Origin of the sequence: Thermocrispum municipale DSM 44069, assembly GCF_000427825.1 — a bacterium.
In the GTDB taxonomy this organism is placed as follows: Bacteria; Actinomycetota; Actinomycetes; order Mycobacteriales; family Pseudonocardiaceae; genus Thermocrispum; species Thermocrispum municipale.
Map to the genome: position 1 here is coordinate 45,169 of NZ_ATYT01000012.1, position 19,894 is coordinate 65,062.

General features: G+C 69.4%; 15 protein-coding genes, 1 pseudogene and 1 riboswitch. Of the genes and pseudogenes, 13 read left to right on the forward strand and 3 right to left on the reverse strand.

The features are described from left to right. Nucleotides 1-604: 604 nt before the first annotated feature. From YWM_RS0111845 to proB, 5 genes are all read left to right on the forward strand, one after another. The gene (locus YWM_RS0111845; RefSeq protein WP_028850911.1) at nt 605-4,249 is read left to right on the forward strand and encodes a translation initiation factor IF-2 N-terminal domain-containing protein; all 3,645 of its coding nucleotides are present in this window, start codon (nt 605-607) and stop codon (nt 4,247-4,249) included. A 139-nt stretch (nt 4,250-4,388) separates the two neighbouring features. Continuing rightward, complete coding sequence (rplU, locus tag YWM_RS0111850) at nt 4,389-4,703, forward strand: 50S ribosomal protein L21 (protein ID WP_028850912.1); 315 nt, start codon at nt 4,389-4,391, stop codon at nt 4,701-4,703. A gap of 15 nt (nt 4,704-4,718) precedes the next feature. Beyond that, complete coding sequence (gene rpmA / locus YWM_RS0111855) at nt 4,719-4,976, forward strand: 50S ribosomal protein L27 (RefSeq protein ID WP_028850913.1); 258 nt, start codon at nt 4,719-4,721, stop codon at nt 4,974-4,976. A 90-nt stretch (nt 4,977-5,066) separates the two neighbouring features. Beyond that, entirely contained in the window at nt 5,067-6,581 is a 1,515-nt protein-coding gene (obgE, locus tag YWM_RS23320; RefSeq protein WP_052344820.1) for a GTPase ObgE, read from the forward strand. Then, on the forward strand, nt 6,578-7,693 hold the full coding sequence (gene proB, locus YWM_RS0111865) for a glutamate 5-kinase (protein ID WP_028850914.1): 1,116 nt from the start codon (nt 6,578-6,580) through the stop codon (nt 7,691-7,693). Before obgE ends, proB begins: the two co-directional genes overlap by 4 nt. A gap of 38 nt (nt 7,694-7,731) precedes the next feature. Here the strand turns inward: proB and YWM_RS0111870 are convergent, their stop codons facing one another. Next, nucleotides 7,732-9,831: a RecQ family ATP-dependent DNA helicase gene (locus YWM_RS0111870; RefSeq protein ID WP_028850915.1), complete on the reverse strand. Its 2,100-nt coding sequence runs from the start codon at nt 9,829-9,831 to the stop codon at nt 7,732-7,734. Nucleotides 9,832-9,929: 98 nt separating this feature from the next. On the opposite strand from YWM_RS0111870, the gene nadD reads away from it, so the two are divergent. The 7 genes and pseudogenes from nadD to YWM_RS25690 all read left to right on the forward strand — a co-directional run. After that, entirely contained in the window at nt 9,930-10,535 is a 606-nt protein-coding gene (nadD, locus tag YWM_RS0111875) for a nicotinate-nucleotide adenylyltransferase (RefSeq protein WP_043660815.1), read from the forward strand. Nucleotides 10,536-10,631: 96 nt separating this feature from the next. After that, the gene (gene rsfS, locus YWM_RS0111880; RefSeq protein ID WP_028850917.1) at nt 10,632-11,015 is read left to right on the forward strand and encodes a ribosome silencing factor; all 384 of its coding nucleotides are present in this window, start codon (nt 10,632-10,634) and stop codon (nt 11,013-11,015) included. Continuing rightward, nucleotides 11,012-11,632, forward strand: a complete 621-nt coding sequence (locus YWM_RS0111885) for a histidine phosphatase family protein (RefSeq protein ID WP_028850918.1) — start codon at nt 11,012-11,014, stop codon at nt 11,630-11,632. The genes rsfS and YWM_RS0111885 overlap by 4 nt, the downstream gene beginning before the upstream one ends. Next, nucleotides 11,629-12,393, forward strand: a complete 765-nt coding sequence (gene octT, locus YWM_RS0111890; RefSeq protein WP_028850919.1) for a diglucosylglycerate octanoyltransferase — start codon at nt 11,629-11,631, stop codon at nt 12,391-12,393. The genes YWM_RS0111885 and octT overlap by 4 nt, the downstream gene beginning before the upstream one ends. Before the next feature lie 14 nt (nt 12,394-12,407). Then, entirely contained in the window at nt 12,408-13,271 is an 864-nt protein-coding gene (locus tag YWM_RS0111895) for a DegV family protein (RefSeq protein ID WP_028850920.1), read from the forward strand. A gap of 583 nt (nt 13,272-13,854) precedes the next feature. Continuing rightward, a complete protein-coding gene (locus YWM_RS26875; RefSeq protein WP_245566010.1) occupies nt 13,855-14,268 on the forward strand; it encodes a ComEA family DNA-binding protein in 414 nt (137 codons plus the stop codon). Between the two features lie 626 nt (nt 14,269-14,894). Next, nucleotides 14,895-16,502, forward strand: a pseudogene (locus YWM_RS25690) (ComEC/Rec2 family competence protein); the annotation flags it as partial. Between the two features lie 165 nt (nt 16,503-16,667). Here YWM_RS25690 and thrC read toward each other — a convergent pair. Next, the gene (gene thrC, locus YWM_RS0111910; RefSeq protein ID WP_028850923.1) at nt 16,668-17,942 is read right to left on the reverse strand and encodes a threonine synthase; all 1,275 of its coding nucleotides are present in this window, start codon (nt 17,940-17,942) and stop codon (nt 16,668-16,670) included. 12 nt (nt 17,943-17,954) lie between these two features. After that, nucleotides 17,955-18,086: riboswitch (SAM riboswitch) on the reverse strand. A gap of 273 nt (nt 18,087-18,359) precedes the next feature. Between thrC and holA the strand changes: the two genes are divergently transcribed. Then, the gene (gene holA / locus YWM_RS0111915; protein WP_028850924.1) at nt 18,360-19,340 is read left to right on the forward strand and encodes a DNA polymerase III subunit delta; all 981 of its coding nucleotides are present in this window, start codon (nt 18,360-18,362) and stop codon (nt 19,338-19,340) included. Between the two features lie 145 nt (nt 19,341-19,485). Here holA and rpsT read toward each other — a convergent pair whose 3' ends face one another. Further along, nucleotides 19,486-19,746: a 30S ribosomal protein S20 gene (gene rpsT, locus YWM_RS0111920; protein ID WP_028850925.1), complete on the reverse strand. Its 261-nt coding sequence runs from the start codon at nt 19,744-19,746 to the stop codon at nt 19,486-19,488. Nucleotides 19,747-19,894 lie beyond the last annotated feature (148 nt).

The window sequence follows — 19,894 nt, forward strand, 5'->3', positions numbered from 1 at the left end:
GGCGTGGTGTCGGCGTGAACGGTCCGCGCGGAGTTCGGCGGCGGGGCTCTGAGGGACCCGCAACGCGTTGCCCACACGCCGGCCAAGGGATCCCCGTACGACAGCGAGTGTTCCGTCTCGGAAGCCCGCGACGTGGGGCGGGCGCATTTGTCGTACGGGGCCTGGGTACCCGCCGAGCGAGTTCGCCTGGTGGGCAGCTGAATGGCGCGGGCAAGTTCGCCCTTGCGGGGCAGGACCCCCGTGGTGTGGGATACTGGCCATGGCCCTGGTGTCGGGCGCCCGACGTGCGGGTGTCGACGCCGAGGTCAGGCGGTCCGTCGGACGAGCGCCGCGCCCAGGCCGGCTCGCGCCGCGGCAAGCGGCCCGACAAAGGCCCAGGTCAGGCCCTGAAAGTGCATGGTCGGGCGAGGGTGCTCGGGCAGACCGCAGGAGAAGAACGACCCGCCATCAGCAGCGCGCCGGGGCTTATCGACGTGGTTGATGGTGTAACACAGGATTCCCGCCAGGGCGCGAGCCGTGGCGGCTGACAACAGAAAGGGCCCCTGCGCGGCCGCGTTGGGACATGGAGTGCATGTCGCGACGCGCCCGGGGGCGGAGGAGATTTATGTCGAACGCGGAAACACCCGCCGAATCAACCGGCGGGAACACCGCCACATCCGCAACAGCTCCGCTGTCGTCGATCCCCCCGCGGATTCGCGTGCATGCGTTGGCGAAACTGCTGGGCAAGACCAGCAGGGAGCTGCTGGACAAACTGGCCGCGGAGGGCCTGGACGCGCGCAGCCCGCAGTCCAGCGTCACGCGCGGAGTTGCGTTGCGGTTGGCGGAAAGCTACGGCGTGACGGACAGCGGCGCCGCAGATGAGGCTGTCCAGGAAACTGCGGCCGGCGCCACGGATGCGGAGTCGGCTCCTCAAGCCACATCCGGGGCTGCGCCTGCCGGCGGACCCAAGGCGCCGGCGGCCGAGGCCCCGACCGCACAGGCAACCGGGTCGGGGACTCCGGCCGAGCCGGCAACGCGACCGGGGGCGTCTGCCGCACCGGCGACGGGACCAGGGCCATCCGCCGGATCCGGGACGCAGCCGGCCGCGGCGGACCAGCCGCGCAAACCAGGCGTACCGCAGGCACCGGAGCAGCTGTTCTCGGCCCCGCAACCGCCGCAGGCCGAGCCACCGACCAGCCCGCCGTTCAGCGGGCAGCCACCCGCTCCGGCGCCCGTCTTCGCGCCGCCTGCGCCGGTGTTCGTGCAGCCGGAGGAGGTTGAACCCATCCCGGCGAGCACTGAGGCCGACGAGGAGTCGTCGACCGAGGAAGACGTGCCCCAGGACGGCGAAAGCCGCGGCGGCGAGGAGCAGGGCACCCGGCGTAGGCGGCGGCGCGGACGCCGTGGCCGCGGCCGTGGGAAGGGCGAATCGTCCGACCAGGCGTCCGATCAGTCGTCCGGCTCGGCCGAGCCCGGCGAGTCCGAGGCGCAGGAGGGTGCCAAGCCCGATCAGAAGGGCGCCGAGGACGCTTCCGGCAGCGCCAAGGACGACGACAAGAAGGCTGACAAGAAAGCCGACAAGAAGGACGACAGCAGCGCCGACAAGAAGGCCGACGACAGCAGCGCCGACACCGCCGGCGGCGAAGGGTCCGCAGGCAGCGAGAACGCGTCGTCGGACGAGGGCAGCGCAGACTCCAACGGTGACGAGTCCGAGGGTTCGACCCGGCGCCGTCGCAGGCGCCGCCGTCGGCGGAGCTCCGGTGACGACGCAATTTCGGAAGGCGCGGACGACGAGTCGAGTTCGTCCAAGTCGGCCGAGGACCAGGTGCGCAGCGTGCGCGGGTCCACGCGGCTGGAGGCCAAGCGGCAGCGCCGTCGGGACGGCCGGGAGGCAGGCCGCCGCCGCGCGCCGATCCTGTCCGAAGCCGAGTTCCTGGCTCGCCGCGAATCGGTGGAACGCACCATGGTGGTGCGCGAGCAGGCAGGCAAAGGTGAGCGCACCACGCAGATCGGTGTGCTGGAGGACGGTGTGCTCGTCGAGCACTTCGTCACCTCGTCCGGGCAGGGCTCCATCGTGGGCAACGTCTACCTCGGCCGGGTGCAGAACGTGCTGCCGTCGATGGAGGCTGCGTTCGTCGACATCGGGCGGGGCCGCAACGCGGTGCTGTATGCCGGTGAGGTCGACTGGGACGCGGCGGGCCTGGAAGGCAAGTCGCGCAAGATCGAGCAGGCGCTGTCCACCGGTGACCAGGTGCTGGTGCAGGTCACCAAGGACCCGGTCGGTCACAAGGGAGCACGGCTGACCACCCAGATCTCACTGCCGGGTCGGTACCTGGTGTACGTGCCCGGCGGTGGCGCCACGGGGATCAGCCGCAAGCTGCCGGAGAACGAGCGGCGCAGGCTCAAGGAGATCCTCAAGCGCATCGTGCCGGACGACGCCGGCGTGATCATCCGCACCGCGTCGGAAGGGATCAGCGAGGAAGAGCTGGCCCGCGACATCAACCGGCTCAAGGCGCAGTGGGAGACCATCTGCGAGAAGGCGGGCAAGGTCGGCAACGGCGGCAAGAAGGGCAAGAAGGCCCCGGCGCTGCTGTACGAGGAGCCGGACCTGCTGGTGAAGGTCGTGCGCGACCTGTTCACCGAAGACTTCAGCAAGCTGGTCGTCCAGGGCTCGGTCGCGTGGGAGACCATCGAGTCGTACGTGCAGAACGTGGCGCCTGACCTGGCGGATCGCCTGGAGCGCTACACCGGCACCGGCGACGTCTTCCACGACTACCGCATCGACGAGCAGATCACCAAGGCGCTGGACCGCAAAGTGTGGCTGCCGTCGGGTGGCTACCTGGTCATCGACCGCACCGAGGCGATGACCGTCATCGACGTCAACACCGGCAAGTTCACCGGCTCCGGCGGCAACCTGGAGGAGACGGTCACCCGCAACAACCTGGAGTCCGCCGAGGAGATCGTGCGGCAGCTGCGGTTGCGGGACATCGGCGGCATCATCGTCATCGACTTCATCGACATGGTGCTGGAGTCCAACCGCGAGCTGGTGCTGCGCAGGCTGACCGAATGTCTGGCGCGTGACCGCACGCGGCATCAGGTCGCCGAGGTCACCTCGCTCGGCTTGGTGCAGATGACCCGTAAGCGAGTCGGCACCGGGCTGCTCGAGGCCTATTCGACGCCGTGTGAGCACTGCAAGGGCCGCGGTGTGATCGTGTCCACCGAGCCGCGGTTGGCGCCGTCGGGCTCCGACGGTGGTGGCGGCGGCAAGCAAGGCCGCAAGCGTGGCAAACAGGAATCGGCGCCCGTGGCGCCGGAGCCGACCCCGCAGCAGCGGGAGAGCGTGGCCAGCGCGGTTGCCGCGATCGCGTCGGCCGCGGCCAAGCCGAAGCAGTCGGGCTCGGAAGGCGGCACGGGTACCGCGGTGAAGGAAGCGCTGAGCGACAGGACGGCCGGTGAGAAGGTCGCGAGCCCGCAGGCCGATGCCGGGTTGGCGGAGTCCGCCCCGGCGGCGGGGACCGCGTCCGCGGAGAAGAAGACCCCTGCGGAGAAGACCGCACCCACGGAGAAGGCCGCGGCGGTGGAGAAGTCCGCACCCGCGGAAAAGGCCGCGGCGGCGGAGAAGTCCGCACCCCCGGAAAGGACCGCGGCGGCAGAGAGTGCACCGGCGGCGAAGACTGCGGCGGCTGAGAAGGCGCCCGAGGCGGACACCGCACCGGCGACCGAGACCGCCGAGGAAAGCTCGCCCACGGCAGCGGCGACCGCACCCGAAACGTCCACCGAGACAAAGGATGCGGCCCCGGCGGGCCGGAAGCACCGCGAGGAACCCGCTCGGCCTGCGAGCCCGGGTCCCGACCGGTCGGCGGAAGGCGACGAGTCCGCGGCCACTGCGCGCACGAGTGACGAGCCGGCGGCCGGTCGGCAAGCCACACCTGCGGCAGGTGCTGAGCGCGAGGGTGCGCTCGCCGCGAGTTCGGGCGGTCAGCCGGCCTCCGATGCCCGACAGCAGTCGACCGAGGGACAGTCGAGCCAGACCGGCGCGACGACGCTGCGGACTTCCGCTGTGCGGCAGACGACCAAGAAGCTCCCGGTGTCCCGGCCGGCGGGTCCGCCGGTGCCGAAGACGCCGCCCGTGGTCATGCCGGTGCACACCGCGCCGGCAGGGTCGCCGGGTGGGTCCGAAGTGGTCACCCCGGTGGCCAGGCCCGCACCACGGCGTGCTCGGCGAGCGGCGTCTCGCCCGGCAGGCCCACCACAGGAAGAGATCAGCTGACCCCGGTGCGCGGCCGTCGAGCAGGACAACGTAACCTATACATCGGCCCGCAGCTAGTGCGGGTTGCCTGCGATGACGGCCGCGCACTGCGCGGTTGAGCACGCAAGCCCCATTCACCATCGAGCAGCCAGGAGCATCCGTGTCGGCGTACGCGATCGTCAAGACCGGCGGCAAGCAGTACAAGGTCGCCGTGGGTGACGTGGTCGAGGTTGAGAAGCTCGAGGGCGAGCCGGGCAGTGAGTTGAGCTTTCCCGCGGTGCTCTACGTCGACGGAGACAAGGTCACCACGGATGCCGACAAGCTCGCCAAGGTTTCCGTCACCGGCAAGGTGGTCGAGCAGATCAAAGGCCCCAAGATCCGCATCCACAAGTTCAAGAACAAGACTCGGTACCACAAGCGGCAGGGTCACCGTCAGCGGCTGACCCGGGTCGAGGTCACCGGCATCAAGGCGTAAGGGAGTTCACCAGCCATGGCACACAAGAAGGGCGCATCCAGCTCCCGCAACGGTCGTGACTCCAACGCCAAGCGTCTTGGGGTCAAGCGCTTCGGCGGCCAGGTCGTGAACGCCGGCGAGATCCTTGTCCGGCAGCGCGGGACCAAATTCCACCCCGGTCTCAACGTCGGCCGCGGTGGTGACGACACGCTGTTCGCGCTTGCCGCCGGCTCCGTGCAGTTCGGCGAGAAGCGCGGCCGCAAGACGGTCAGCGTCGTTCCGGCGGAGAGCTGACCGCTCACCGCACAGCCACCCGAATAGGGGCGGGAACCGGATGAGCTTCCGGAGCCCGCCCCTTTTCGATGTCACATACTGGAGTCTGCGATGTCCCGATTCGTCGATCGCGCGGTGATCCATGTCACCGCGGGTAACGGCGGGAACGGCTGCGCGTCGATCCATCGGGAGAAGTTCAAGCCGCTGGGCGGCCCGGACGGTGGCAACGGTGGCAACGGTGGCGACGTCGTGTTGGTGGTCGATCCCGGCGTGCACACGCTGCTCGACTTCCATTTCCGGCCGCACGCGCGGGCCGGCAACGGCAAGCCGGGCCAGGGTTCGAACCGTGCGGGAGCCGCGGGCGAGTCGCTCGAGCTGAAGGTCCCGGACGGCACGGTGGTGCTGTCGGAGGACGGTGAAGTGCTCGCGGACCTCGTCGGCCCGGGCACCAGGTACGTCGCGGCTCGCGGCGGCCGGGGCGGCCTCGGGAACGCGGCATTGGCCTCGAAAGCGCGGAAAGCTCCAGGCTTCGCGTTGCTCGGCGAAGAAGGCGAGTCCCGCAACTTGGTGCTCGAGCTGCGATCGGTGGCGGACGTCGGCCTGGTGGGGTTCCCATCAGCAGGCAAGTCGTCGCTCATCGCCGCACTGTCCGCGGCACGGCCCAAGATCGCCGACTATCCGTTCACCACGCTGGTGCCGAACCTCGGTGTGGTCACTGCGGGGGACACGGACTTCACAATGGCGGACGTGCCCGGGCTGATCCCCGGGGCGAGCCAGGGCAAGGGCCTGGGTTTGGACTTCCTGCGGCACATCGAGCGGTGCGCGGTGTTGGTGCACGTGGTCGACTGCGCCACCCTCGAGCCGAACCGGGATCCGCTCTCCGACATCGACGCGCTCGAGGAAGAGCTGGCCCGCTACACGCCTCGGCTGGGCGGCGACCTCGCCGAGCGGCCACGGATCGTGGTGCTGAACAAGATCGACGTGCCCGACGCCGCCGAACTCGCCGAACTGGTCCGGCCGGACATCGAAGCGCGCGGGCTCGACGTCTTCGCGGTGTCCACGGCGACCAGGAAGGGGCTACGCGAGCTGAGCTTCGCGCTGGCCAAGGTGGTCGAGGAGCACCGCGCCAACGCTCCGGCGCCTCAGCCCAAGCGGATCGTGCTGCGCCCGAAGCCCGTGGACGACTCGGGTTTCACCGTCACCCGCGACCCCGATGACCCGGACGCGTTCATCGTGCGTGGGGAACGGCCCGAGCGTTGGGTGCGGCAGACCGATTTCAACAACGACGAGGCCATCGGGTACCTGGCCGATCGGCTTGCGCGGCTCGGTGTGGAAGAAGCGTTGGCCAAGGCCGGCGCCGTCCCCGGCAGTGCGGTGACCATCGGTTCGGTCACGTTCGACTGGGAACCGTCGACACCCGCAGGCGTTGCGCACCAGCTTTCCGGGCGCGGGACGGACGTCAGACTCGAGCGGTCCGGTCGGGTCAGCGCCGCCGAGCGCAAGGAGGCGCGGCGCATCCGGCGGGAGGGCGCGCCGGCAGAGGACGAAGCAGCAGAGGCTGACGACGCGGCAGACGCGGTCGTCGAGGCTGACAACTCAGTCCATGACGGTGGAGCCGGCAAGTGACACGAACGTCAACCCGTGCCGCTGTGGTTTCGGCGCGGACGTTGGTTGTGAAGGTGGGTTCGTCCGCACTCACCACCGCCAGGGACGGCCTGGACCGGACCCGGCTCGACGCGCTGGTCGACGCGGTGGTGAGCAGGATCAAGGCGGGCACGAAGGTGGTGCTGGTGTCCTCCGGCGCCATCGGCGCGGGCATCTCGCCCTTGTCGCTGGCGGCCCGGCCCCGGGACCTGGCCACCCAGCAGGCTGCGGCGAGCGTGGGGCAGCTCGCCTTGGCGCACGCCTACGCCGAGTCGTTCGGCCGCTTCGGACTGACCGTCGGCCAAGTTCTGCTGACCGCCGACGACGTGGTCCGGCGAGCCCACTACCGCAACGCCCAGCGCACGCTGAACAAGCTGCTTGCGCTCGGCGCCGTCCCCGTGGTGAACGAGAACGACACGGTGGCGACCGAGGAGATCCGGTTCGGCGACAACGACCGGCTCGCGGCCCTGGTTGCTCACCTGGTGCGCGCAGACGCGTTGGTGCTGCTGTCCGACGTGGACGCGCTCTACGACGGTGATCCGCGGCGGGGAGCCACACGCGCGATCACCGAAGTGCGCTCGGCCGACGACCTGGAAGGCCTGGACGTGGGCATGTCCAGCTCCGGCCTGGGTACCGGCGGCATGATCTCCAAGATCGCAGCCGCGCAGACGGCAACGGCGGGCGGGATCCCGGTGCTGCTCGCCGCCGCCGCGGACGCGACCCGGGCGCTGAGCTCCGCAGACGTCGGCACTGCTTTCGCCGCCAAGAAATCCCGCCTCCCTGCTCGCCGCTTCTGGCTCGGCTACGCGGCCGGCTCGGCGGGCCGCCTGCACCTGGACGACGGTGCGGTCGCTGCCGTGGTGAAGCGTCGGCGCTCGCTGCTGGCCGCCGGGATCACCGGCGTCGACGGTGACTTCGTGGCCGGCGACGTCGTCGACCTGGTCGACCCGCAGGAGCGCGTGGTCGCCCGCGGCGTCGTGGCCTACGACGCCGGGGAACTGCCCGGCATGATCGGCCGGTCGACCCACGAGCTGCCGGAGGAGCAGCGCCGCGAGGTCGTGCACGCCGACGATCTCGTGCCACTCGCGCGCTGAGACGTACCCGCCGACGGGAACTTCTTGCGCCCGCTCGATCACGTCGTCGACGCGAGGACGAACGGCAGCACGGCCCGAGCGCCCGCCCGTCGCAGCTGCCGCGCCGCCATCGCCAACGTCCACCCCGTGTCGGTGTAGTCGTCCACGAGCAGGATCGGGCCAGGAGCCGTCCGGATGTTCTCGGCGACATCGGGCGGAAGCTGAAGCCGCGACTGCAGGTGTGCAACACGCTGTGCGCTGTTGCTGCGGGAACCCGGCGGACCGTTCGCGGTCAAGAAGCCGAGTAACGGCAACCTGCCCGTGGTGGTGATGCGCTCGACGAAACTTCGCACGAGCTGCGGTCGGGAGCTCGAGTCGATGCCCACCACGCCGACAGGTCGCTCTGCCCAGTTCCAGTCGGCCAGCACGCGTATGCATGCCGCGAACACCGACTGCGGCAGCGGGCCGTCCTCGGCACCAGGGCCGACGAGCGCCCTCAGCTGTCCACCCCAGCCGATGTCGGTCAGCCTCCCCAACGCTCGTCCTGGCTCGGCGAGTTCGTCGGACGGAATCTTCCCGGACAGCTCGACTCCGATCGAGCGCAGTCCACTCGGCCACATGCGCCGCGGGCCGACCTCGACACCCGGCCGGCGAAGCCGATCCGCCGTCTTCGCCATGGCCTGCTCGTCGACCTCAGCGGGCCAGTGCTTGCCGGTGCAGTTGTCACACCGCCCACAAGGCGCGGCGTGCGGGTCGTCCAATTGTTTGAGCAGGAATTCCATGCGGCAATCCGACGTGGCCAGATATTCCAGCATCGCCGCCTGCTCGGCCTCTCGCGCCGCTGCGACCCTGGCGTAGCGTTCGGCGTCGTAGCTCCACGGGCGACCGGTCGGCTCCCACCCCCCGCGCACCCGTCGCACCGCTCCGTCGACATCCAGGACTTTCAGCACCAGCTCGAGCCGCGAGCGAGACAACTCGACCAGCGGTTCGAGCGCCGCCGTGGAGAGCTTGCCGTGACTGGCGAGCGCGTCCAGAACCTGCTCGACCACCTGCCGTTCGGGGAAGGTCAGCGAGGCGAAATAGGACCAGATCGCCTTGTCGTCCCTGCCGGGCAAGGCGATGACCTCGGCTCGCTCCACGCCGCGCCCGGCTCGGCCCACCTGCTGGTAGTAGGCGATCGGTGAGGCCGGGACGCCGAGGTGAACGACGAAGCCAAGATCCGGCTTGTCGAACCCCATGCCCAGCGCCGAGGTGGCCACGAGCGCCTTGACGTTGTTGTCGAGCAGGTCTTGCTCGGCTCGCTCACGCTCGGCCGGCTCGGTCTTGCCGGTGTAGGCGGCCACGTCGTAGCCGAGTTCACGCAGGTAGGTGGCCGTGTCCTCCGCCGCGGCCACCGTGAGCGTGTAGATGATCCCCGATCCGGGCAGCTCGGCCAGCCGTTGGCCGAGCCACGCCAGTCGCGCTTCCGCCGTGGTCAGGTCGACGACCGCCAGGCGGAGGCTCGGCCGGTCCAACGGGCCGCGCAGCACCAGCGGCTCGCCTGCGTTGTGCAGGAGCTGCTCGCTGACGTCGGCGACGACGCGGTCATTGGCCGTAGCGGTCGTCGCCAGTACCGGCACGCCAACTGGCAGGTCGGCGATCAAGGTTCGCAGGCGTCGGTAATCCGGGCGGAAATCGTGCCCCCAGTCGGAGATGCAGTGCGCCTCGTCCACCACGAGCAGGCCCGCCGACGCGGTGAGCTTCGGCAGCACCAGGTCCCGGAACTGCGGGTTGTTGAGCCGCTCCGGACTGACCAGCAGCACGTCGACCCGGCCGTCGGCGATCGCCTCCTCGACTTCGGCCCACTCGTGCTGGTTCGTCGAGTTGATGGTGACCGCCGTGATGCCGGCGCTGGTCGCGGCCGCGATCTGGTTGCGCATCAATGCGAGCAACGGCGAGACGATCACGCCGGGACCCGCGCCCTGCTCCCGCAGCAGGGCTGCCGCGATGAAGTAGACGGCCGACTTACCCCAGCCGGTGCGTTGCACCACCAGAGCACGCCGGCGATCCGCCACAAGCGCCTCGATGGCCTGCCACTGATCAGGGCGCAGTCGAGCGCTCTCCCCGGCGATGGCCCGCAGGAGATCTTCGGCTCGGGTCCGCAACGTGTCGATGTCCACGCTTCAGGCCTACCCCATGCCACCCACGCAACGCACGTGATCCGCCGAGAACGCGCACTGAACGGTCCACTCGCGGCACTGTCGTAAGCTTTCGGCTCATGGCAGAGCGTCGACGGGTCGGCGTCATGGGGGGCACGTTCGACCCGATTCACAACGGCCACCTGGTGTCCGCGAGCGAGGTCCAGTGGCGATTCGGGCTGGACGAAGTGGTGTTCGTGCCGACCGGACAGCCGTGGCAGAAGGCGCACCTGGACGTCAGCCCGGCCGAGGACCGCTACTTGATGACGGTCATCGCGACGGCGTCCAACCCGGTCTTCCGGGTCAGCCGGATCGAGATCGATCGGCCCGGGCGCACCTACACCGTCGACACGCTGCGACAACTGCGGGAGGAAATGCCGGACGCCGAGCTGTTCTTCATCACCGGCGCGGACGCTCTCGAGCAGATCCTCACCTGGCGCAACGCCGACGACTTGTTCGACCTGGCGCACTTCGTCGGCGTCACCAGACCCGGCTACCAGCTCGACGATCACCACTTGCCGGAGGGCAAGGTCTCCCTCGTGGACGTCCCGGCGATGACCATCTCGTCCACCAACTGTCGCGAGCGGGTTCGCGAGGGCGCACCGATCTGGTACCTCACTCCCGACGGAGTGGTCCGCTACATCCACAAACACCGCCTCTACCTGGACGACCAGCAGGCGGCATGACGGCCTGAGCGGTCCCGAGCCCGGCGACGCCGGATAATGCAGTCGTACCCACCAGGTAGGCTCAACCAGCTGACATCGACGACAGGAGAGCGGTAAGTGGCAGCCACGGCCGAGGCACGCACGGTAGCGGAGGCGGCAGCGCATGCGGCCGCCGACAAGAAGGCGTCCGACATCGTGCTGCTCGATGTGTCCGAGCGCCTGGTGATCACCGACGTGTTCGTGATCGCGTCGGCGCCCAACGAGCGCCAGGTCGGCGCGATCGTGGACAACATCGAGGAGAAGCTGCTGGCGATCGGGCACAAGCCCGCGCGGCGGGAAGGCGCCAGGGAAGGCCGCTGGGTGCTGCTGGACTACGTCGACGTGGTGGTCCACGTGCAGCACACCGAGGAGCGCTCGTTCTACGGCCTGGAGCGCTTGTGGAAGGACTGCCCGGTGTTGGAGGTGCCCGGGCTCGAGGACGCCGGCGGGTCGCAGACGTGACGCAGCCGCCGGGCAGGGTCAGGCGGTTGGTGCTGTGGCGCCACGGCGAGACGACCTACAACGCGTCCGGCCGCATGCAAGGCCATCTCGACACCGAACTGACGGCGGTCGGATGGAATCAGGCGCGGTTCGCGGTGCCCGCACTGGCCAGGTTCGAACCGGATCTGGTGGTGTCGTCCGACCTTCGCCGCGCCACCGACACGGCGATGGTGCTGACCGAGGGCATCGGAGTTCCGCTGCGCATCGACAAGCGCTTGCGCGAGACACACCTCGGCGAATGGCAGGGTCTCACCGGCGCCGAGGTGGACGCCGGCTGGCCCGGTGAACGGGACAAGTGGCGCGCGGACGCCACCTGGGCCCCACCCGGTGGGGAGAGTCGCGTGGAGGTCGCCGAACGTGCCCTGCAGGTCGTCGCGGATCTCGAGCGCGGGTCGGACGAGGTGGTGTTGCTTGCCGCGCACGGAGGGTTGATCGTTGCGCTCACCGCGGCCCTGCTCGAGCTACCGCTGAGCCACTGGACGTTGCTGGGTGGTATCGGCAACTGTCACTGGGTCGAGCTGAACCGCCCGGCCGACAAGTGGCGTCTGCACGGTTACAACGTGGGGATGACCGGGTGAGTCCACGGCTGCTGGTGTTCGGGGACTCGCTGAGCTTCCACGGGCCGGACGGCCCGCGAGCGGCGGACGACGAACGGCTCTGGCCGAACGTGGCAGCAGCGAAGCTCGGCGGTGCGGCCGACCTGGTCGCCAGGGCGGGCTGGACCGCCCGAGACGCGTGGTGGGCGATGATCGAGGACCCGCGGGTGTGGGCGGACTTGCGGCGGGTCGATGCGGTCGTGCTGGCCGTGGGCAGCATGGACACGCTCCCGTCCCCGCTGCCGACATATCTGCGCACGGGCTTGCGCTACTTGCGCCCGGACGGGCTGCGCCGAATGGTCCGCAAGGGGTACCTGGCCGCGCAGCCTCGACTGGCGGTGTTGTTGCGGGGGCGCCCGGCGGCATTGCCCGTGCGGTTGACCGTGCGCTACCTGGACACCGCGGTCGGAGCGCTCCGAACGCTGCGGCCGGAGCTGCCGATCGTCGGGATCCTGCCGTCGATCCACCGGGCCGAGTCGTACGGGTACGTGCACACGGTGCGAGACCCGGCTGCCGAGGCCATTGCGCGCTGGGCGAAGCAGGTGAACGTTCCGCTGGTGGATCTGCCCGCCATCGTGGGTGAGCACGTGTTCAGCGGGCGGGGCAACCCGGACGGCATGCACTGGGGCTGGGAGGGGCATCGCTTGGTAGGGGAGGCCATGGCCGCGACGCTGTCGCCGCTGCTCCCGTCCGGGTGTGACAAATCCCCAGTTCCACGGTCCGATGTCAGCGGCGCAGGCTGACTACTCTGGACGCCGTGCCCGTTGCCGTCGTCACCGACTCCACGGCTTACCTTCCCGAGGGTTTCGCCAAGCGGCACGACATCACCGTCGTGCCGCTGAACGTGCTGGTGGACGGCGAGTGCGGTCGTGACGGCGTCGATGTCGGGCCGTCGGAGCTGATCGCCGCGCTGACCGCACGCCGCCGGGTGACGACGTCGATGCCCAATCCCAGCGAGCTCGCCGCGGCCTACCGGCAGGTGCTGGACGCCGGGGCCGAGGCCGTGGTGTCGATCCACTTGTCGCGTGAACTGTCCGGAACGTGGTCGGCCGCAGTGACCGCCGCGGACGAGGTCTGCGCTGAGCGTGGCCCGGGAAAGGTTCGCGTCGTCGATTCGCGCACGACGTGCATGGCGCTCGGGTTCGCGGTGCTGCACGCGGCAGAGGCTGCCGCCGCTGGAGCGTCTGCGGCGGACGTCGAGGCTGTTGCGGTGCGAGCGGCGGCTCGCTCACGAACGGTGTTCGTGGTGTCGACGTTGGAGTACCTGCGGCGGGGTGGGCGCATCTCGTCAGCCAGTGCGCTGTTGGGGACGGCCCTGGCGATGAAGCCGTTACTGCATATCGAAGACGGGCGCATCAGGCCGTTGGAGAAGGTGCGCACCATGAGCAAGGCCCTGAGCAGGCTGGTCGAGTTGGCGGCCGCGCAGGCAGGGGAGGAGCCGGTCGAACTCGCGGTTCAGCACCTGGGGTCGCCGGACCGGGCCGTGTTGTTGGCTGACGAACTGTCCGATGCGATTCCGCAGGCCAGCGGCTGTGTCGTGTCCGAGCTCGGTGCCGTGATCGGCGCGCACACCGGTCCCGGGGTCTTCGGCGTCGTCGTGCAACTGCCGCCGAAGGACTGATCGAAGACGCGCAGGCTGACGGAATGCCTGCCCACCCGCTGGCAGGAGTTGTCCACAACCCGCGGTTGTCCACAACCGCCCCGCAACCAACTACCTGGAGGCCTGCACCCCATCTAGCGTCGACCACATGTTCGAGCGCGGAATCCCAGATCGTTCCGTACACCGGCTGTCCCGGATCGCTTCCGGTGACGCCTCGCCGGAGGCCACCGACGACAAAGCCGGCTTCTCGGCCGACCGTCGTGTTGGATCAGCGCGCCAAGCGCGGAGGCGAACAACGCAGTCGCCAGAGGCCGTGGAGGTGGTGGAGGAGCCCGAGTGCGGGGCGCGCGTCCGGTGGTGGGAGCCCGGGAGCGGGAAACACCGCCTTGACGGGGCGCGCGACGTCGTCCGGCAGGCTGCTTCTCTACCGCACCGTGTGTTGATCGCTACCGGCGTCATCGTTGTGGTGATTGCCCTCGTGCTGGTCGCTGTCCTGACGCGGTCGGAACCGGAGCCGGTGGGCGCGCCGCCCCTGCCCGTCGCCCAGCGCGGATCGCCAAGTATCTCGTCGGCGCCGCGCACCGAGTCGATGGTTGTCAGCGTCGTGGGGGAGGTCCGAAAGCCAGGGCTGGTGCGCTTGCCACCGGGCGCTCGCGTTGACGACGCGTTGCGCGCGGCCGGTGGCGTCAAACCGAAAGCCGATCTCAGGACGGTGAACCTTGCCCGCAAGGTGACCGACGGCGAGCAGATCTTCGTTCCCTCGCCTGGTGCCGCCGGTACCCCCGCCGGCACGGGAGCGGGCGGTGCCGGGGCGGGCGATCCCGCCGGCAAGATCAACATCAACTCGGCAACAGCGGAACAGCTGGAACAGCTGCCCGGCGTCGGTGAGGTCACCGCGGCCAACATCCTCGCCTGGCGAGAGCGCAACGGACCGTTCACGGCGGTCGAGCAGTTGCGCGAGGTGGACGGCATCGGCGAGCGCAGATTGGCGCAACTGCGGGATCGGGTCGTCGTGTGACACCGTCGGTAGCTGCTCTGGGCAGTCGACGGTCGGTCGCCGGCCCTGATCTGCGACTGGTCCCAGCCGCTTTGCTGGTGTGGCTGTCCGGTCTCACCGGATTGCTGATCGGCTGGTGGTGTGCGCTGATCGGTGGCAGCGCCGCGGTGGTCGTAGCGGCGGGGTTGCTCAGGGGGCGGCGGTCGGTTGGCTCAGCTGGTGTTCTGCTGGTCTGCGGCTTGCTCGTCGCCTGGCCACTGTCGGACGTCCTCCACAGCGTCAGTACCGACCCATTGCGAGCCGTTGCCGAGCGCGGTGACACAGCGCAGATGCGGCTGGTTGTCTCCGAGCGGGCGCGGCCGATTCGCGGCGTGGGATATGCCAACGATCGCGGTGGCTCAGCCGTGAAAGTCCTGACCGAAGCGCAGCGGGTCGTCGTGGACCGACACCCGGTGGAGAGCACCGGCCGGATCCTGGTGATCGCGCTCGAGGCTGGATGGTCTGGTCTCGTGCCTGGTCAAGTTCTCACTGCAGAAGGGAGGTTGTCTGCGGCTCGCCCTGGCGAGATGACCGTGGCTGTCCTGCACGTGCGCAGACCTCCGAGTGCGGTCACCGCGGCTCCGTGGTGGCAGCGGGCTGCTGCGTTCATGCGCGAGGCATTGCGTCGTGCGGCTGGGGTCCTCGACCCCGAAGAAGCCGGTTTGCTGCCAGGCCTGGTTGTCGGCGACACGACGCGCATGTCACCCCGAGTCGAGGCCGAGTTCCGCGATGCCGGGATGTCGCACCTGACTGCGGTCTCGGGTTCGAACCTCGTGATCGTGTGCGGAGCAGTGTTGATGGTCGCCCGCCTGACTCGGCTCGGACCGCGGGCGTCGGCGCTGTCGGCTGCTGCGGTGCTGGTCGGGTTCGTCGTGCTGGTCGGGTACGAGCCGAGCGTGCTGCGGGCCGGAGTCATGGCGGGTGTCGGTTTGCTGGCTCTGTATCTGGGGCGGGAGAGGTCAGCCGTGCCCGCGTTGTGCGTCGCGGTCATCGTGCTCGTCCTCCTGGATCCGGCAATGGCCGTCAACGTGGGCTTCGCACTGTCCGTGGTGGCTACCGCCGCACTCGTTCTGCTTGCTCCCGGTTGGGCAGAGGCGCTTCGGCGGCGTGGTGTCCCGCGGCCGATCGCAGAAGGGGTCGTGGTGCCGCTGGCAGCATTCGTCGTCACGGTGCCGATCCTCGCGGGCGTCACCGGCGAGATAGGGCTGATGACCGTCGCGGCAAACGTGCTGGCGGCACCGGTCGTGGCGGTGGCGACGGTGTTCGGCTTCCTGGCAACCGTGGCCGCGCCGCTGTGGCCGTGGTTGGCCGAGCTCTTCGTTCACGCGGCGGGCCCAGAGGTGACGTGGCTGATTGTCGTTGCGCGCCAGGCTGCGGCCATCCCCGGGGCCGTCGTCGCGTGGCCGGAGGGTTGGTGGGGCGGCTTGCTGGCCGCGGCCGTGTGCGGCATCGCAGTCCTACTGATGCGTCACCGGCGGTGGCGGGTGATCGTGGTCGCGTTGGTGCTCGCGGCCGTCGTGGTTGTCGTACCGGTGCGGGTGCGGAGCCCCGGTTGGCCGCCACCTGCTTGGTTCATGGTTGCGTGCGATGTCGGCCAGGGGGACGGCCTCGTTCTGGCCACCGGTCGGCCGGGCGAAGGGGTCGTGGTCGATGCCGGCACCGAGCTCGGCGACATCGACGGCTGCCTCGAGCAGCTGGGCATCGACAAGATTCCGCTGGTGCTGCTCAGTCACCTCCACGCCGACCACATCGGAGGTCTGCAAGCGCTGGTCGACGGACGTTCAGTCGGAGGCGTCGCAGTGGGCGACGGTCGGTCTCCGCAATGGGCGTGGCGCGAAGTGGCACGCATCGTCGACGCTCGCGGCTTGCCTTTGCTGCACCTGCAGGTGGGACAGCAGCTGCAATGGCCGCAGCTCACGCTCGACGTCCTCGGGCCGCGCTACGTCACCCCCAACGCCGACGAAGGGACGGTGATCAACAACTCGTCTGTCGTGTTGCGAGCGAGCACGCCCGCAGGAAGGGTGCTGCTGACCGGTGACATCGAGCAAGCGGCGCAGGCCGACCTGATCGCCTCCGGCGCGGACCTACGTGCCGATGTGCTGAAGGTTCCGCATCACGGCTCGCGATACACGCTGCCGCAATTCCTCACCGCCGTGTCACCGCGGGTGGCTGTGATCAGTGTCGGCGCAGACAACCGGTACGGACACCCCAGCCCCATGCTGGTCAGGTCGCTGCGTGCGGCTGGGGTGCTTGTCGTGCGCACCGATGTCAGCGGCGACACGGCGATAAGTCGTGGACCGAACGGCATCACGGTGTATGGAGAGCGGGCTCGGCCACCTCCCCGCATGAGCGAGACGACCGCGGTCCGACGCTCGAAGCACCTAATCGGCGAGGGCGGCGCGCACTGCGTCGACCGACGGCTCAACCGTCGCCTTCGGGCCGATGTGGTCCTGCACCGCGTCCAGGGTCTTCAGTCCGTCGCCGGTGATCAGCAGGACGGTTTCCTCGTCCGGGTCGATCTTGCCGGTCTCGATGAGCTTCTTGGCGGTCGCGACGGTGACACCGCCTGCGGTCTCCGCGAAGATGCCTTCGGTGCGGGCCAGCAGTCGGATACCCTCGACGACCTCTTCGTCCGTCACGTCCTCGACGGCGCCGCCGGTCCGATTCACCACGTCGAGCACGTACGGACCGTCCGCCGGGTTGCCGATCGCGAGCGAGCGGGCGATGGTGTCCGGTTTGACGGGCTGCACCACGTCATAGCCCTTCTTGAACGCGTTGGCGACGGGTGCACAGCCGGTGGCCTGGGCACCGAAGACCTTGTACGGCGTCTGCTCGACGAGTCCGACTTCGCCGAGCTCGCGGAAGCCTTTGTCCACCTTGGTGAGCTGCGAGCCCGACGCGACCGGGACGACGATCTGCGACGGGATCCGCCACCCGAGCTGCTCGGCGACCTCGAACGCGAGGGTCTTCGAGCCCTCGGAGTAGTACGGCCGCACGTTCACGTTGACGAACGCCCACGTCTCGTGCTCGGCGGCCAGCTCGGTCGCCAGGCGGTTGACGTCGTCGTAGTTGCCGTCCACGGCGATCAGCGAGCCGTCGTAGACAGCGGTAGTGAGAATCTTGGCGCGCTCGAGGGAGGAGGGGATCAGTACCACGGAGTCCCAACCGGCGCGGGCGGCCGCGGCGGCAACGGCGTTGGCCAGGTTGCCGGTCGACGGGCAGGCCAGCACGTTGAAGCCGAATTCGCGGGCGGCGGCGAGCGCCACCGCGACCACGCGGTCCTTGAATGAGTGGGTGGGGTTGCCGGTGTCGTCCTTGACCCACAGCCTGCGGACGCCGAGTTCCTTGGCGAGCCGGTCGGCGCGGATCAGCTTGGTACAGCCCGGCTCGGTGTTGGGGTACTCCTCCACGTTCGAGGGCACGGGCAGCAGGCTCTTGTAGCGCCAAATGTTGCGCGGACCTGCCTCGATCTGCTCGCGAGTGATGCGGCCGAAGTCGTAGGCGACCTCGAGGGGGGAGAAGTCCTCGGTGGAGACGAATTCCGGTGCCAGCGGCTGCCGGTGCCCCTCTTCCTTGGAAATCAGCTCGACGGCGGGGCCAAGATCGATCGAGTCGCCGGAGCGCAGGGTGGACGGGGCGCCGAAAGTTGCGGTCATCGCGAGGTCCTCTCCTCATCTCTCCCACGGAATGGGCCGGAATTGGCACCGTGTTCGTCAGCTACCTCGCGAATCCGAGATGACTGGCTGACGCCGGTTGCCGGGGCTTCGTCGGGCCGGTCCCTCTGCCCCTCTTGATGAGCTGTCTTCAGTTGTGTGGACGCCGCTGGCATCCGCCGCACACGTTACGGCACGACCGAGACGCCTTGCCACTTCGTCTCAGATCTTGGAGACAAGCGTCACTGGCTGTCATGGGTCGCAGGCGCCCTTACGCCCGATGTGTGGCGCGGGCTTATTGACGAGTGTCCGGAGGCGTGCCGTCCGCCTTGGGGCGGCCTGCTCGACGGTGGGCGGTGCGCTCGCAACTGACGCGGGCTCGCGCCGTGGCTGTCGGCGCGGCGTGGCAGGATCGACGGTGTGAGTCCTGCCGCCTCCGATCGTTCCGCCGTGCACCTGATCCTCGGAGACGAAGAGCTGCTGGTGGAGCGCGCGGTGCAAGCGAGCCTTGCCGCCGCCCGACGGGCCGATCCCGCCGTGGACCTCACGCGGCTGAAAGCCTCCGAGGCCACCGCGCCGTACCTGCTGGAATTGATCAGCCCGACGCTGTTCAGCGAAGGCCGAGTGGTGGTGCTGGAAGCAGCGCAGAGCGTGAGCGAGGACATCGCCAAGGCGATCCTCGATTACGCGAAGGCGCCCTCCGACGGCGTCGTCCTGGTGGTGCAACACACCAACAGCGGTGGCACCAAGGCGGGCAAGGCGCTGCCTGCCGCGCTGCGCAAGGCGGGTGCGGATGTCACCGAATGCGCGAAGATCACCAAGCCCGCGGAGCGGGAGGCTTTCGTCAAAGCCGAGGTACGCCGCGCCGGGGGCAAGATCGATGGGGCTGCCGTGACCGCACTGATCGATGCGGTCGGTTCCGACCTGCGCGAGCTGGCCATGGCTTCCTCGCAGCTGGTTGCCGACACCGGGGGCACCGTCACCGAGGAGGCGGTGCGGCGGTACCACCGGGGCAAGGCCGAGGTCAACGGGTTCGCCGTGGCCGAGAAGGTCGTGTCCGGCGACCGGGCCGCCGCGCTGGAATCCCTGCGGTGGGCGTTCCAGATTGGCGTACCGCATGTGCTCATCGCCGACGCGATCGCCGATGCCGTCCGCACGATCGCGCGGGTCTCGGCGGCCGGGCGCGGGAACCCCTACTCCATGGCGGGGGAGTTGGGCATGCCGCCGTGGAAGATCCGGCGTGCTCAGAGCCAGGCCCGAGGATGGAGCCGGGAAGGCCTGGCCGAGTCCATGGCGATCGTGGCTCGGCTCAACGCCGATGTGAAGGGCGCGGCCGCCGATCCCGCGTACGCGCTCGAGCGGGCCGCGCTCGAGATCGCCGACGCGCGGTCCAGCCGCTGACTACTGAGCAACCCGGGGGCCACCGCACCCTGCAACATGAGCCGGCCGGCAGCGCAACACGAGCCGGCCGGCAGCGCTGGCCAACGTGCCCCGAAACACGAACTGGCCGGCAGCGCTGAGGCTGCCGGCCAGTGTCGAGAAAGTTTCAGAGCGCGTTGACGCGCTTGGCCATCGCGGACTTCTTGTTCGCGGCCTGGTTCTTGTGGATGACACCCTTGCTGGCCGCCTTGTCCAGCTTGCGCGCCGCGACACGCTGCAGCTCGATGGCCTTCTCCTTGTCACCGGCCTCGGCCGCCTCGCGGAACTTGCGGATCGCGGTCTTCACCGACGACTTGACCGCCTGGTTGCGCAGACGGCGCTTCTCGTTGGTCTTGATGCGCTTGATCTGGGACTTGATATTGGCCACGGAAGCTGCTCCTTCGATCGTCGGTGGATGTCGCTGCGCGTTTCAGTGGCCCCGCGACGAGCATGACGGCTGGTCGCGGGTTTCCTCCCTGGCGGAATGCCACGCGGAAGCGACACATCAGGCTAACAAGGGCTGCGCAGCCGCTCGT